Raw genomic sequence first — 14,816 nt, 5'->3', positions numbered from 1 at the left:
ATTGGCCGCCGTTCAGAAACGCCTGGTACTGAGTAACTCATCGAGCACCCGCGTGGGGACACGAAACGGCACCGACATGTGATCCTCGCCCGGTTCGATCTGGAAATCGCTACGCAGCCCATACTGCGATAGCGCCTGCAGGCGTAACTGCAAGGCTCGGGCGTCCTGGATTTCCTGGACCATATCGCGCTCGCCCAACAGCAACGTCAGGCTGCTGTGGGTCAGGTCCACTTGCCCGGCATGTGCACGCTCTGTGAAGGCGCGCTCGGGCGCCAACAGGTAACGGTCAAGCCACCACAGGCTCGGGCTCACCGCCACAACATGCTGGAATAGCGCCGGACGGGTGAACAGCGCGTAGACACCGAACATGCCACCGAAAGAATGCCCGACCAAACTGCGCTGATCCTGATCGACCTTGAAGCGCTCGTTCACCCTCGGCATCAGGCGCTGCTCGATGAAGTCGAGGAACAGATCCTGGCCACCTTGTGGTGGATTGTTGCGCTCCTGCGGCACGGGAGGCGACAAGTCGAAGGCGCGACGCACGAAATCCAGCGGTGTGTCGCTCGGGTAGCCAATGGCGACCAGAATCGAACCACGCAGCCGATCCTGCGCGCGCTTGGCGGCATGGAAAGCCGGGAAATAGGCGTTGCCGTCAAGCAGGTAGATCACCGGATAACCGCCGGTGAAAGGCACATCACCTTCAGGCAGGCTGATCATGATGCGGTAATCACGCCCCTGCGCGCTTTTCATCATCCACTGCTCGGTGCCATCCAGTGTCACCGGCTCTGCATGGGCGAACGAGACACCAATCAACAGCATGGCACTCAACCACTTGAACAAAATACCCATCATCGTCGCCCTCCTCACCAGCGATAGCTCAGGCTGGTGACGACGCTGCGCGCCTCACCCCGGTAGCAGTAACCTTCCTGGCAATTGATATAGCGTTTGTCGGAAAGGTTGCGACCATTCAACGCCAGGCGCACACCGTCCAGACCGCCATCGAAGTCGTAATGCACACCGGCATCGACCAAGGTGTAATCCTCGTTTTTCACCGTGTTTGCCGCGTCACCGTAATTGCTGCCGGTGTAGCGCGCACCGACGGACATGCCCAGGCCCATGGGCAGGCGGTAGTCCAGCCAGAACGACGCCAGATGACGGGGCACGTTCAACGGTTCCTTGCCTTCATTGCCGTCGTTGCTGCGAGTGACTTCGGGATCGTTGTAGCTGTAGCTGGCCGTCATCTTCATGCGGTCGCTGAGGTCGGACACCGCCTCCAGTTCCAGACCGCGCGAGACCTGCTCACCGGTTTGAATGCTGTTGAGGGGGTTCGACAGGTCACGGGTGCGTACATTGGTTTGTGTCAGGTGGTAGAGGGAGGCCGTCAGCAAGGTGCTGGAGCCCGGTGGCTGATATTTGAGGCCTACTTCGTACTGCTCGCCCTTGGTCGGTTTGTAGGGCTCGCCACTGGCGTTCGTGCCACTCTCGGGCAGGAACGAGGTCGCGTAACTGGCGTAGGGTGCCAGGCCATTGTCGAACAGGTAGAGCGCACCGACCTGCCCCGTGGTCGCCGAATCACTGGTCCTGCTGTTGACGTCGCTCAGGTTGTTCGTTCGACGAACCTTGACCCAGTCACGGCGAAGACCGGCCGACAAGCGCCATTGATTCAATTCGATTTGATCCTGCACATACACGCCGCTGCGATGCTCCAGCCCGTTCTCGTCCGCCAACGGCGTCGTGGGCCGGTCGACGTGTTGGTGATAGTCCGGCGCGTCGCGATCGATCGACGGCGCATCGCCCATGGCATACAGCAGCGATGTATCGATCCAGGCGTAGTCCATCCCGGTGACCAAGGTGTGTTGCAGGTCCCCGGTAGCAAAGCGGCTCACCAGGCGTGTATCGGTGGACAGTGACGACATGTCCTCGTAAACCCCGATCGCCGAGCGGTTGAGGGTATGTCCATCGCCGGCATCGCTGGGTTGAAGGTATTGGTTGGTGGTGTCCACCTGACCGTAGCGCAGGTTTTGTTGAACGCTGAAGGTATCGTTGAAAGCGTGTTCAAACTCATAGCCGAGCGTCCACTGCCGTTGCTCGAGCTTGTCGAAGTACTCATCACCCTGCCAGAAGTCGGTGAGGTGGTCGCCTTCCTGATACAGCATCGGCGACGCCCCTGTCTCGCGCTCCTGATACTGGGCCAGCAGCGTCAGGTGGGTGTCGGGGTCGATCTGCCAGCTCAGTGAAGGCGCCAGCAAGCGGGTATCGTTGTTCAACTGTTCGATATAGTTTTCGGCATCGCGGTACACACCCACCGTGCGAAACAACACATCTCCCGCCTCATCCAGACGCCCACCGACGTCGAACTGCGCCTGTTGGTGGTTGTAGTTGCCCGCCTGCACCTGTACTTCGTTTTTCGCCAGCAGACTCGGGCGCTTGCTCACCCGGTTGACCATGCCACCAGGGCTGACCTGGCCGTACAGCACCGATGCCGGCCCCTTGAGCACCTCAATACGCTCCAGGTTGTAGGCCTCGGTGGAGTACAACGACAACCATCCGCTGCCCGGCTGGCGCAAGCCATCGAGAAAGTCAGCGCCGATGGTGGTCTCGAAACCACGGACACTGATCATGTCGAACCGCGGGTCCAGCCCCGAACTGCCGACCCGCACCCCCGAGCTGTAGGCCACGGCGTCTTCGACCCGGTCGACCTTTCGGTCGGCAATCTGCTCAGCCGTCACCACGCTGACGCTCTGGGCGGTTTCCAGGATTGGCTTATCGGTTTTGCTGGCCGTGCTGGCATTGCTGGCGAAATAACCCTCCACCGGCGCGAATGCACTTTGTACGGCGGATGCATTGATGTTGGTGGGTTCAAGTTCATAGCGGGTGTCGGTCTTGCCTGGCAGCACCACGTAGCCGGAAGAGGTCTTTTGCGCAACCAGGCCGCTGCCGGACAGCAGCGTCGCCAGGCCTTGCTCCAGTGAGCCGCCGCCGGGCAGACCTGGACTGCTCAGGCCACGCACCGCTTCCGGGGCGTACGACAAGGTGATGCCAGCGCGCTCGGCAAAGATGCTTAGCGCTTGCTGCAACTGCCCGGCGGGTACACTCGGCGCCACCTGTTCAGCGCTTGATGAGGCGGCCAGGACCGGCAGGCTCGGCGTGCCGACGAGCAAGGTTAAGGCCAGGCAGACAGCGCCTGGCAAGGTTCGGGTCGGGAATGGCGCGATGGCACGCAGAGACAGTCTGGAAAGGAACATGACGGTATCCATTGAGGAAGTGATCACTCCTAACCGGACGAAGCGCAAAAGTCCGACAAACTATTTACACCAGCGGCCTGATGCGCACCCACCAGCGGGTGCGCTCGACGATCTGTACGGGCAACAAGTGGCTGATGTTGCGCAGCATGAGCGCAGGTTCATCGAGATGGAAAACCCCGGACAGGCGCAGGTCGGCCACCGCGCTGTCGCAGCCCAACCAGCCCTGGCGGTAACGTCCGGCCTCGGCCAGGAAGTCGACCAGCCGAATGTCGTTGACGATCAGTAGGCCACGGGCCCACGCGAAAGGATCGAGCGGCCCGCGGCCCAACGCCGTCATCCGCGTCGCGGCAATGGCCATTGCATCACCGGCTTGCAAGTGGCGCTGCCCGAACGGCGTAGAAATCAATACCTCACCGCGCGCGACGTGAATCTCGCTATAGCCGTCCCGCTCCCTGAGCACCGCCCTCGCCTGCCGCCCCTCACACTCACCAAAGCGGCAACGCACACGCCAGTCGGCGCCATCGATCAATACTTCACCCGCACGCAACACCCATTCGTGGCCCCGCACGTCCACTGCGCTCCCGGTATTGAGCGTCAACTCGCTACCCACGCCCAGGTCGAGCCGGCGACGCTCGCCAGTCGCCGTGACGAAATCACTTCGCCAGGTGGCTGGCGCCGTCGTGGTCAGCAGTGTCGCACCGCCCGCAGCCAACCCCAGACCGAGCAACTTCAGGGTGCGACGGCGACTCAGATCGGCCTCGGCCTGGCGCAGCAGAGGAATAGTACGGGCGGCATCGGGCAACGGGCTGGCCTTGAACAATCCGCCGACTTGCTGCAAACGTTGCCAAGCCAGCTCATGGCGGGGGTCATGGCGCCGCCAGTCGTTCAATTGCCTGTGCAGCTCAGCGTTGTTGGCATTGGCGCGCAATCGCATCTGCCATTCGATGGCCGTGCGTATGACGCCCTCCGGCAAGTTCTCGGCGGCGCTCACTGTGGGGCCTCGAAGCACGCCTTGTAGCAATGCAACAGCGCGCTCGCCACGTGCCGCTCCACGGTACGGCTGGACACCCCAAGCTGCTGAGCCACTTGCACATGGCTCAGGTCACCGAGCTGATACAGCAGAAAGGCTTCCCGCACTGCCGGCTTGAGACCGTCCAGCAACTGCGCAATACGCTCCAGGCATTGCAACGCCTCATGCCGAACCTCAGGGGATGGATGACTCGCCTCGGGCATCTGCATCAGTGCGTCAAGGTACGCGCGCTCCAGCGCATCGCGCCGCCAGTGGTCGACCACCAGGCCACGGGCGATACGCACCAGCAATGCACGCGGAGCGCGAGCGCTGATCGGCTGGCCACGCACCAACAAACGCAAAAACGTGTCCTGGACCAGATCCGCCGCCTGCTGCGAACACCCCAATGAGCGCCGCAACCAACCCAGCAGCCAACCCCGATGGGTGCCGTACAAGTTATCGAGGGAAACGATCGAATCCGTTTCATGGAGCGACATGGAACGCCTCAGGCAGCCAAACACGAAAAACGTCATGACTGAACATGACGGACGCGCGCACCTTAAACGCGAATTGTTCCCATTACAATCTTTTCGAGTGGACCGCTTTAACGCTTCTTCAGGACCTTGCGCTGGAGCGAGGAAAACCCCGCGAATACACAGGGATCGCGGGGTCCTTTTGGGGCGTCGCTCAATAAGGACTGGCGAGAGTCAGACGACTCTTGCGAATTTTTTCCTAGGCACCAAACAAAGCCGCCAACTCCCCGGTACGCCAGACGTTGTCAACGGTGACACGCTGGATAAGCCAAATCGGGCCTTGTCGCACCAGTTCGACGTCATAACGGTTTTTCATGAGGTAATGGCGTGCCGGATCGCTCTTTAACACGTGCTGCGCCTCCACCAGCACGTCCAGACGCGCCTGGTCGCCGTTGATGGTGACACGTGGGTTGCTGACTGAGTGCGTGGTGTCGACATGCCCGAGCGATCCTGTCAGCGCCTGAACAATGCTGTCGCGCCCCTCCAACACCGGATATTCAAAGCCAGCCTTTGCAGCGGCGGGCCTGAAATCGGAAACTGCATCTTCTGCCAATGCCGATGCGAGCAGCTCGTCGTCACGCAGGTCGATGCCAGCGGCGAATCGATAGAGGGTTTCGACCACCGCAAGCTTATCGGTGGTTTCATTAACAGGTGTGGATTGCATTGGGTAGCGCCTTATTCGAGATGAGACCCAATGGTATATTTTGTATACCAGATATCAATTACGCACTTTTAAGTCATCAGGTATATCGGAGGAAACCCCCATGCCAGAAACGTCTGACAACCCCCCGGCTCGGATTGGGACAGAGAATGATGCTGGACGTGTTGATTGTTCGAGTCGCTATTTGCTTGATCAGATCGCCGACAAGTGGTCAGTGCTGATTCTTGAAGCACTTTGCAAGAAGCCCTTGCGATTCAATGAACTCAAACGCTGCCTGGAAGGCATCACCCAAAAGGCCTTGACGCAGGCTCTGCGCCGACTTGAGCGCAACGGCATACTGGCTCGCCGGGTGATTGCCTCTTCACAGGTTGCCGTGGAGTACAGCATCACCCCGCTGGGGCGGACCCTCGAAGATCCGTTTCGCGCCTTGTATCTTTGGACCCTCAACCATTATCCCGCCGTCGTTGAAGCGCAGTCAGCCTTCGACAATCGCGAAACACCCTGAACTCAGCGCTTGCGCTCAGTTCGTTGGCCATTTCTTCAGGCGCCCAGATATCTCACTCCAGCTACAAACCCGCATGCTTCAGGCCCCTTGACCCGCAGTTTTCACCATAGTTAAAACCCGCTTAAACCCCGAGAAACGCCAACCAATTGGCGCCGAAAAAATAGAATCTGAAAAAAACCGAACAACCGACATTTTTCCGACGATTGGCCTGGGCATGCCATTGCTGGGGATCTGAAAGCAGGCTCATCATCCGTCTGTCATAGCCAGCATTTCAGGCCTGACGCAGAGGTATTAATCGCATCGCTCTACAGGAGCATTCAGGATGATGACTGTTTATTTTGTGGTTATGGCTATCTGCAGCGGCGTTGAAGGTTGTGTCGAAGAGCGAAAGCCGGGGCCGACTTATGCTTCCAGGGCTGTGTGCATGGACACAGCCAGGGCGATGGCACCGCGCAAGGGCGTGAAATTCAAATGTCGCAGTGAACGCCTGTGGGTGCCGGTTGAGGCGCGGGGCGTAGATCGGAACGAAAGCGTTGTCTCAACCGGCGCGCAAACCCAGCCTTAGCAGCATGAGCGGTGAGCCCTCAGCCACTCAACACGGCTTTAAGCAACGGGTCATTCAGGTACGCAACATTCAATCGGGTCCAGGGATTCATACGCGACTGCTCCGGTGAAAAAATGTGACCGGGAGCGATCATGAATCCCTTCGGCAACAGTTGTCGGGTCAGCTCCCTGGCGTCGTCAATGTGGGCAAACCTGGCCCACAAATACAGACTCTGCTCTGGCCGGAAGAATACCTCGGCGCCTATTTCATCCAGCACCTGCAAACCTGCCGCAGTGGCACTCTTGAGCCGCTCCTGGAGGCGGATTTGATGTCGCAGAAAGTGCCCTTCCATCAGGATGACATCGATGGTTCGCTCACACAGCTCCGAAGTGCTGGTGTGCAGGAGCATTTTCAGATCACCCAGTTCATCGATGACGTCCTTGCTCCCCGCGATAAACCCCACCCTCAATGCCGCAGAAACAGATTTGGAAAAACTGCCCACGTACAGTGAGCGGCTTAACTGATCCAGCGCAGACACCTTGATGGCCGACGCGGGTTTGAAATCTGCCAAAGCGTCGTCATCCACCAGGATAAAGTTGTGCTCATGGGCTAACTGAACCAGTCGATGAGCTTTGCCGGGGGAGATATCGGAGCCCGTCGGATTGTGCCCGACCGACTGAAGGAAGAACAATTTCGGCTTGTGCAATAGAAGATGCTGCTCCAGCACTTCCAGGTCCGGCCCGTCCGGCAATCGGGGTACGGATAACATTCGCGCCCCTTGCAGTTGCAGCTTGCCAAACAGCGGGTAGTAACCGGGGTCCTCGACCAACACGTGATCTCCCGGTGCAATGAAACGGCGGATGATCAGGTCCAGTGCGTGATTGGCCCCATGGGTCGTTACGATTTGCCGAGCACTGGCGGTAATCGAATAGCTCGCCAGTTTTTGCACCAGGTGTTGACGAAGCGCAGCATTGCCCAGCCCGGTTGCCGTAGCGAAAAAGCGTCGTGACCCCCATGCGCATGATCTGACGGGTGAACTTGTCCAATCGCAGATCCATCAACCACTCTACAGGCGGAAAACCTTCCCCAAGAGGCGAGTGACCCGGCTCACGGACAAATTGCTGGCGCATCAGCCAGATGGTGTCCATCGCCCGTGTGAAGGGAAGCGGCTCTTCCGGTTCGCTGCTGCTCGGGGCGCCTCGTATCACGAAGAAACCCTGCCCATGACGCGCCTCGACCAGTCCTTGGGAGGCCAGCGACTCATAGGCGTTGATCACCGTATTTTTCGAATGACCAAACAAGCGCATGCACTCGCGCAGGGACGGCAAACGGTCACCCACTCGGTAGGTACCGTTGCCGATCTGCGTCACCAATGAGGCCGTCAGCTCTTGGGCAAGCGTCAGTCGCGCCATTGTACGAAGTCCTGGATGAATTATTCGCAGAGGGTACAGCTTAGGTACTGTCTGTCCAAACTGTACCTTTTTTGCCAGGACACATACGCATAGGGTGGCAGGCAGTCAAAAACAATAACTGCAACTGGATTCCTTCCATGAGTATCGATTCCCGCCTCCCGATGTTTCGCAGTCTGTCGCCGGCCGAACGCCTGAGCCACTTGCAACAGCTGCTTGAGCTTGCAGAAGAGGATGTTGCCCTGCTTCGCGACGCAGGCGCCCTGCCCCTGGAAATAGCCGATGGCATGATCGAGAACGTCATCGGAAAATTTGAATTGCCCTACGCTGTGGCGAGCAACTTCCAGATTAACGGACGCGACGTCATCGTGCCGCTGGTCGTCGAGGAGCCTTCGGTGGTCGCCGCCGCCTCGTTCATGGCCAAACTGGCGCGCCAAGCCGGTGGTTTTCAGACCTCCAGCTCGCTGCCGCTGATGCGCGCGCAAGTGCAGATCGTGGAAATCGACGATCCCTTCAATGCCCGTCTGAGTCTGTTGCGCCGCAAGGACGAAATCATCGAACTGGCCAACCGCAAGGATCAACTGCTGAACCAGTTAGGTGGGGGTTGCCGCGACATCGAAGTGCATACCTTCGCCCAGAGCCCACGCGGCCCCATGCTGGTCGCCCACCTTATCGTGGATGTACGCGACGCGATGGGGGCCAATACTGTGAACACGATGGCTGAAGCAGTGGCCCCGCTGATGGAGCAGATTACCGGCGGCAAGGTACGGCTGCGCATTCTGTCGAACCTCGCCGACCTGCGGCTTGCCCGGGCCCAGATCCGCATTGCTCCGGAACATCTCACCACCAAGGCCTACAAGGGCGAGGACGTCATTGAAGGCATCCTCGATGCTTACAACTTTGCGGTCGTCGATCCCTATCGTGCAGCCACTCACAACAAGGGCATCATGAACGGCATCGACCCTCTGATCGTCGCCACCGGCAACGACTGGCGCGCAGTGGAAGCCGGGGCACACGCCTATGCCTGTCGCAACGGGCATTACGGTTCACTGACGACCTGGGAGAAAGATTGTAAGGGCCATCTGGTGGGAACCTTGGAGATGCCCATGCCCGTCGGCCTGGTCGGCGGCGCGACCAAGACTCACCCACTGGCGCAACTGTCGTTACGCATCCTGGGCGTGAAGAGCGCTCAGGAACTTGCCGAGATTGCCGTGGCGGTCGGCCTCGCGCAAAACCTGGGCGCGTTGCGCGCGCTGTCGACCGAAGGGATACAACGCGGGCACATGGCTTTGCATGCTCGCAATATTGCACTTTCGGCGGGGGCCAGAGGCGATGAGGTCAATTGGCTGGTCGCGCAAATGGTCGAAGCCCGGGACGTGCGCTCGGACAAAGCCGCTGAACTGCTTGAGCAAAAACGCGCGCAGGCGTCGGGCTCGTAATAACGAACTCAACCACATCTCTTCACGTTCATAACAATAAAACCCCTCAGGGGCAGTGGGAGAATCCTTATGAAACCCGAATTATTTGAAGTGTGGGGCGACACGGTGGACGGTCGTCACCTGATCTACTCCATAGGCATCGGTGCAGTCGTCAGTCTCGGGGCTTTTTTTATCGCCCAGCACCTGTTTGTCGGCTGGGTGGACTCCGCACAGATGGCCCGTGCCTACGCGATGCTGGTCGGTATTGTGGGTTGCCTGGCAGGTGGCGCCATCAGTGCGCTGCTTTTCAAACCCAAGCGCAATGTCATAGAACATCTGGCTGATCCGGCCTGGCGCGCAAAAATCCTGATCGAGTTGCAGAACGAGTACGGCCCACTGGGCAGCCTGGCTGACCTGCCGCCGGCCACGATCGCGGAACTGCGGGAAATGGATCTTTATGATCTGTTCGCCGATTACGAGAAAGGCCTGGTCGCTCCCGCAGAAAGCCCTGCTGCAACACCCTCCATTGGCGTCGGTGCGGTCAGTGGCAATGGAGGTCAATCATGATCGTTCCACTGATGGACCAGATCCTCATGGCACTGGGCATGGGGATCCTGGGAGCGGTGATTTTTGCCGGGATCGGGCTCATCTCAGGAAGCGATGAAACCACCACCCTCGCCCCCTTGACCTTGCTGGTCGTCCTGTTGGGCGTGCCTGCCCCCGGCGTGTTGACATTCTTTCTGGCCGGCGCCGTAGCCAAACATATGACCCACGCTGTACCGACGGCGTTACTGGGTATTCCTGGCGACACCATGGCGACGCCACTGATGCGCGAGGCCAACTTTCTGCGCAACCTGGGCGTGCCCCACATTGCCCTGCGCAAAATGATTTCCGGGGCGGTCATTGCCGCGCTGATCGCGGTGCCCATGGCCGTATTGTTCGCGCTGATGCTCGCGCCGTTCGGTGACATGATCAAGCAGGCTGCGCCTTGGGTGTTCCTGCTCGCAGCGGTGGCGATCGCGTGGTTCTCCAAAGGCCGTCTGGCGGCCGTGCTGACGCTGATCCCGTTCGTCATGATCATTGTTGGCCTGCAAACCATGACCGCGCAGTTCGGGGTCAAGCTCAGTGTCAGTTACTTCCTGGGCATCGCGATTGGTCCGTTGATCGCCGCGCTGTTCTCGATGCTCGCGCCCGCTGAACGGGAAACCATGCGTCGCCAGCAAGTACGTACCTTCTCCCTCTCGCCCGACGTAAAAAGCTGGGGCGGCTTCTTTCCTAATCCGCTCAAGGTACTGGACAGCAAGCAGAGCATGTGGACGGCCATTACCGCTGTGATTTCCAGCGCGACCTTTGTGTTCAGCCCGGTGGCCATGACCGTGATCATGGGCGAGCTCGTCGGTTCGAGGGTCAAGCATGTCTACCATCGCCTGACCACGGTCATCACTGCTCGAAATGGGGTTACGGAGTCAACCTACCTGGCCGAAGCACTGATCCCGCTGATCGCCTTCGGCCTGCCCCTGAGCCCCGTCGCAGCGGGCCCGGCAGCGCCACTGTTCAACGCCCCGCCACGTTTTACCGTCGACGCGGCGACAGGCCAGGTGAACAACCTGCATTCACTGCTCAGCACCTGGGAGTTTTTTGGCTACGGCGTGTTGGCGGTGGTCGTCGCCATCCTGATCGCTTACCCCTTCACCATGAATTACGCCCACAGAGCGGCATCCTACGTGTCGCGCAAGATCAGTCACGAAGCGGTGATTTCAACCTTTGTTGGTCTGATCCTGGTGATCGGCATCTGGGAAGGTGGCCTGCTGGGGTTGCTGGTGATCGTCACCATCGGCCTGCTGGGCGGTTTCCTCTCACGCTTTTTGGGTTTCAACATCGGTGTCCAGTTCATGGGCTATTACACAGCCGTGCTGTCTGTTCCGGCCCTGGTTGCCCTGATGAATGCGTGAGGTTTTTAACCCTCTACAACAGTGTTCAGATAACGAACAACGGAGATGCGAATGACCCTGAAAATATCGGTACTGACGGCGGGTGCGATCATAGCCTTTTCGGTGTGCACGGCAGCGTTTTCCGCCACGAAAAGCCCACTGGTCGGGACATGGAAAATGATCAGCGCAACCACTGAACGTCAGGGCACCCGAGCGGATGCGTACGGCCCCAATCCACATGGATGGCTGGTGTTCACTGAAGAGTTGACGTTCGTCGAGGTGCTCACCGATCCGCGTGTGCCCGCGTTTCGATCCAGCGTTCGGGGCGAAGGAACCGATGAGGAAAACCGGGCAGCGATGGCGGGGAGCATCGGTTTTTTCGGACGATATACCATCGACCAGAACGGCGAGTTCACCGGCAATACCGTCGAAGGATCGACGTTCCCCAATTGGGTAGGCGCGAAACGTACTAAAGATGACCTGCAACTGAAAGTCGAGGGCAACCGGATGGTGGAAAACTTCCAGCGTCCCGATGGTACGAAGGTTCATATCATCTTTGAGCGGGTAAAGTAGCTGTGCGTCGCGAGCAGTCCTGACCGGGCCGGCTCAATTCATGGTGGGCTGAGGTGGGCTGAGCTGAGCACTGCTCAGCCCACGCTTACGCAATGTGGGTATCACCCGCCCAACGGCTTACCAGATCGGCACTGTGTAGAGCACCAGGAAGCGGGTCTGGTTTTCATCACGAAATGCCGCGCCGGCCGGGAAGTCATTGCGATAGATCGACTTGCGCACCATCAGCCCGACATTCTTCAGCGGACCGCCCTGGATCACATACCCCAGTTCCATCTGGAATTCCCGCTCCTTGCGGTCGTCGGCATTGAGCGCCGCCAGCTCGATGTTGTCACCGCGCACGTAACGCAGCCGGCTCTTCAGGCCGGGCACCCCGGCGGCGGCAAAGTCATAGTCGTAGATGGCCTGCCAGGTCCGTTCCCTGGCATTGAGAAAGTCCGAGCTCATGGTCAATTCACTCATGCCCATCAACTCAGTGCCTGACACATAAGGCGTCGCCGTGGCGCCGCTGGCGTGCATGTAACCCAGGCTCAGGCGATGACCGCCAAAGCGATAGCCGAACAGTGCCGACAGGTTGCGATTGTCCACTTTGCCGGCTTTGGCGCTGCCCGCTTCCTCGCTGAAAAAACTGCGCAGATCAGTGGTCAACGTGCCCTCGCCCACTTGCACGTTATGCAGCAAGGCCAGGGTGTTCTGCTGGTACAGGTCAGCCACTTCGGCGTGGTAGGCGCGCAGGCTGAGGTCTTTGTTTACCTGATAATCGCCACCGACATAGGCCATGTGCGATGAGGTGGCCGCACCGTTGAAACGCCCGTTCGGCGAAGCGATGCTCATCGGCTGGTAGTCGGTGGAGTCACGCCTGTTGATGCGATCGATGTAGCCGGCATTGAGCGTCAGTCCGTCGATGTCCTTGGAACTGAGCGTGGTGCCGCGAAAAGTCTGCGGCAGCAACCGCGACGGGCTGGCAAAGGCGAACGGCAGAAAGATCGACACATCGCCGGTCTTCACCGTGGTTTGGGCAAAACGCATTTTGGCAGTCATGGCCAGGCGCGAATATTCATCCGCCGCGCGCTTGTCGCTGCTGGACACCGGCAGTAATTCGGTGCCGCTGCGATCCGGTGACGAGTCCAGCTTGACCCCGATCAATGCGCGGGCGTCCAGGCCGAAGCCAACGGTGCCCGGCGTAAAACCCGACTCCACATTCATGATCAAACCCTGAGCCCACTCCCGGGCCGCGGTTTTTGCCCCGTCGTCCTTGTAATCCCGATCCAGGTAGAAATTGCGCAAGGTCAACGTGCCGCGGCTATCGTCGATGAAACCTTCCGACAGCACTGGGGTGGCAATCACACATAAGCCCAGCAGGACGCAAAGAGGTAAGACTGAGGGCGTCGCAAGAACGCCCCGGGGGAGATTTGTCATGTTTGATGTCCACTTATTGTTGTTGTTTTTTGACCGGAATCGCCAAGTTTGCCTCAGGGATCCAGGGCCAGAGAGTGGAAAAAGCCGGAGGTGCCGTCAATCCATACCGGCCGATAATCGAACATTAATATTCGTATCTATTTTCGATAACCACCAAAAAACATACGACATACTATTGATTTAAATAGGTTTATTACGATTAGCTCGGACATTTTTCATGAGTGTTCATTTTTTAGTTATCTTTGTTAATCTTAATTGCGGCTTGGCATTACTGGATGCGAGCAAGCCTGCGTGCCCCCGTCAGCACACTCACAAAAACAATAAAGAGGTTTGCCATGGACACTCCATCACGTCGCACGACGCTGACCATTGCCCTGTGTTTTATCGTCGCTCTGATTGAAGGCTTTGACCTGCAAGCTGCCGGCACGGCCGCCGCGGGGCTGCGTCAGACATTTGCCTTGGACCCGAAAATGATGGGATGGGTGTTCAGCGCCGGCATCATCGGTTTGCTGCCGGGCGCGTTCTTCGGCGGCTGGATTGCCGATCGCATCGGTCGCAAGAAAATCCTGATCGTAGCGGTGTTGCTGTTTGGCGTGTTCTCACTCAGCACCGCCTACGTCGGCTCTTTCTCCAGCCTGCTGCTGGTGCGCTTCATGACAGGCCTGGGCCTGGGCGCCGCCCTGCCCAACCTGATCGCCCTGTGTGCCGAAGCCGTGGGAGAGCAACGTCGCGGTACGGCTATCAGCATCATGTATGCCGGCGTGCCACTGGGTGGGGCACTGGCGGCGGTGGTCGCCATGCTGTTTCCCGAACATTGGCAAACGACCTTCATCATCGGCGGCCTCGCGCCGTTGCTGGTGGTGCCGCTGATGATGGTGCTGCTGCCCGAATCCAGCGCGTTTCGTCAACAACAAAACAGCGTCAACCCGACACGCACTTCAACCGGCCAGGCCTTGTTCGGCGAAGGTCGCGCCCGCGTTACCCTGGCGTTATGGTTGAGCTACTTCTTCACCCTGACCGTGATGTACATGTTGCTCAACTGGCTGCCCTCGCTGCTGCTGGAACAGGGCTTCAGTAAACCCCAGGCAGGCCTGGTACAGATGCTCTTCAATATCGGCGGCGCCCTTGGCTCCCTGCTCGGCGGCCTGCTGCTGGATCGCTGCAACGGCATCAAGGTGGTGCTGTTTGTGTATACCGGGTTACTGGCAGCGCTGGGCGGGGTTGGCCTGTCCGTGGGCATCATCCCCATGGCCACTGCCGGTTTTGCAGCCGGGTTGTTTGTGATGGCTGCGCAATTGGTGCTTTATGCCCTGGCCCCACCCTCCTATCCAACGTCGGTGCGCGCCACCGGCGTCGGCGCAGCGGTAGCGATCGGTCGTTTAGGCTCGGTGGCCGGCCCCTTGGCGGCCGGGCAGATTCTGGCGGCCGGAGCCGGCACCACCGGTGTCTTGCTGGCCACTTCACCCGGTTTGGTGATTGCGGCATTGACAATCATCAGCGTCATTGCCCGCTCGGCTCCGTTGAACGTGGCGATGAGCAAGGCCAAGGCCTGAGGTTAGTGGTGCATCTGAG

Annotated in this window: 12 protein-coding genes and 1 pseudogene; 6 read left to right on the top strand and 7 right to left on the bottom strand. The window is 59.2% G+C overall.

Annotated elements, in window-relative coordinates:
- Positions 1–12 precede the first annotated feature (12 nt).
- The 5 genes from PSH57_RS12165 to PSH57_RS12145 all read right to left on the bottom strand — a co-directional run bounded on the left by PSH57_RS12165 (position 13) and on the right by PSH57_RS12145 (position 5,451).
- Entirely contained in the window at positions 13–852 is an 840-nt protein-coding gene (locus tag PSH57_RS12165) for an alpha/beta hydrolase (RefSeq protein ID WP_305389735.1), read from the bottom strand.
- A gap of 11 nt (positions 853–863) precedes the next feature.
- On the bottom strand, positions 864–3,245 hold the full coding sequence (locus PSH57_RS12160) for a TonB-dependent siderophore receptor (RefSeq protein ID WP_305389733.1): 2,382 nt from the start codon (positions 3,243–3,245) through the stop codon (positions 864–866).
- Positions 3,246–3,309: 64 nt separating this feature from the next.
- The gene (locus PSH57_RS12155; RefSeq protein ID WP_305389732.1) at positions 3,310–4,236 is read right to left on the bottom strand and encodes a DUF4880 domain-containing protein; all 927 of its coding nucleotides are present in this window, start codon (positions 4,234–4,236) and stop codon (positions 3,310–3,312) included.
- Entirely contained in the window at positions 4,233–4,751 is a 519-nt protein-coding gene (locus PSH57_RS12150) for a sigma-70 family RNA polymerase sigma factor (protein ID WP_047225859.1), read from the bottom strand. Before PSH57_RS12150 ends, PSH57_RS12155 begins: the two co-directional genes overlap by 4 nt.
- 235 nt (positions 4,752–4,986) lie before the next feature.
- Positions 4,987–5,451: a nuclear transport factor 2 family protein gene (locus PSH57_RS12145; protein ID WP_305389731.1), complete on the bottom strand. Its 465-nt coding sequence runs from the start codon at positions 5,449–5,451 to the stop codon at positions 4,987–4,989.
- 100 nt (positions 5,452–5,551) lie between these two features.
- Here PSH57_RS12145 and PSH57_RS12140 point away from each other — a divergent pair, with 100 nt between their 5' ends.
- Positions 5,552–5,953, top strand: coding sequence for a winged helix-turn-helix transcriptional regulator (locus tag PSH57_RS12140; RefSeq protein ID WP_305389730.1), 402 nt, complete (start codon positions 5,552–5,554; stop codon positions 5,951–5,953).
- Positions 5,954–6,537: 584 nt separating this feature from the next.
- Here the strand turns inward: PSH57_RS12140 and PSH57_RS12135 are convergent.
- Positions 6,538–7,909: pseudogene (locus PSH57_RS12135) on the bottom strand (aminotransferase-like domain-containing protein).
- Positions 7,910–8,046: 137 nt separating this feature from the next.
- Between PSH57_RS12135 and PSH57_RS12130 the strand changes: the two are divergent.
- The 4 genes from PSH57_RS12130 (at position 8,047) to PSH57_RS12115 (ending at position 11,828) form a co-directional block, all read left to right on the top strand.
- The gene (locus tag PSH57_RS12130; protein WP_305389728.1) at positions 8,047–9,345 is read left to right on the top strand and encodes a hydroxymethylglutaryl-CoA reductase, degradative; all 1,299 of its coding nucleotides are present in this window, start codon (positions 8,047–8,049) and stop codon (positions 9,343–9,345) included.
- 69 nt (positions 9,346–9,414) lie between these two features.
- Positions 9,415–9,891 (top strand): hypothetical protein, encoded by a 477-nt coding sequence (locus tag PSH57_RS12125; protein WP_305389727.1) that lies wholly within the window; start codon positions 9,415–9,417, stop codon positions 9,889–9,891.
- Positions 9,888–11,276: a tripartite tricarboxylate transporter permease gene (locus PSH57_RS12120; protein ID WP_305389726.1), complete on the top strand. Its 1,389-nt coding sequence runs from the start codon at positions 9,888–9,890 to the stop codon at positions 11,274–11,276. Before PSH57_RS12125 ends, PSH57_RS12120 begins: the two co-directional genes overlap by 4 nt.
- Before the next feature lie 51 nt (positions 11,277–11,327).
- Positions 11,328–11,828, top strand: a complete 501-nt coding sequence (locus tag PSH57_RS12115; protein ID WP_305389724.1) for a lipocalin-like domain-containing protein — start codon at positions 11,328–11,330, stop codon at positions 11,826–11,828.
- A gap of 117 nt (positions 11,829–11,945) precedes the next feature.
- Here PSH57_RS12115 and PSH57_RS12110 read toward each other — a convergent pair whose 3' ends face one another.
- Entirely contained in the window at positions 11,946–13,244 is a 1,299-nt protein-coding gene (locus PSH57_RS12110) for an OprD family porin (RefSeq protein WP_305389723.1), read from the bottom strand.
- 335 nt (positions 13,245–13,579) lie between these two features.
- Between PSH57_RS12110 and mhpT the strand changes: the two genes are divergently transcribed.
- Positions 13,580–14,797, top strand: a complete 1,218-nt coding sequence (gene mhpT / locus PSH57_RS12105; protein WP_305389721.1) for a 3-(3-hydroxy-phenyl)propionate transporter MhpT — start codon at positions 13,580–13,582, stop codon at positions 14,795–14,797.
- Positions 14,798–14,816 lie beyond the last annotated feature (19 nt).

The sequence above is a fragment of the Pseudomonas hefeiensis genome (genome assembly GCF_030687835.1).
Lineage (GTDB): Bacteria > Pseudomonadota > Gammaproteobacteria > Pseudomonadales > Pseudomonadaceae > Aquipseudomonas > Aquipseudomonas hefeiensis.
This window is presented reverse-complemented; position numbering and strand designations above follow the sequence as displayed.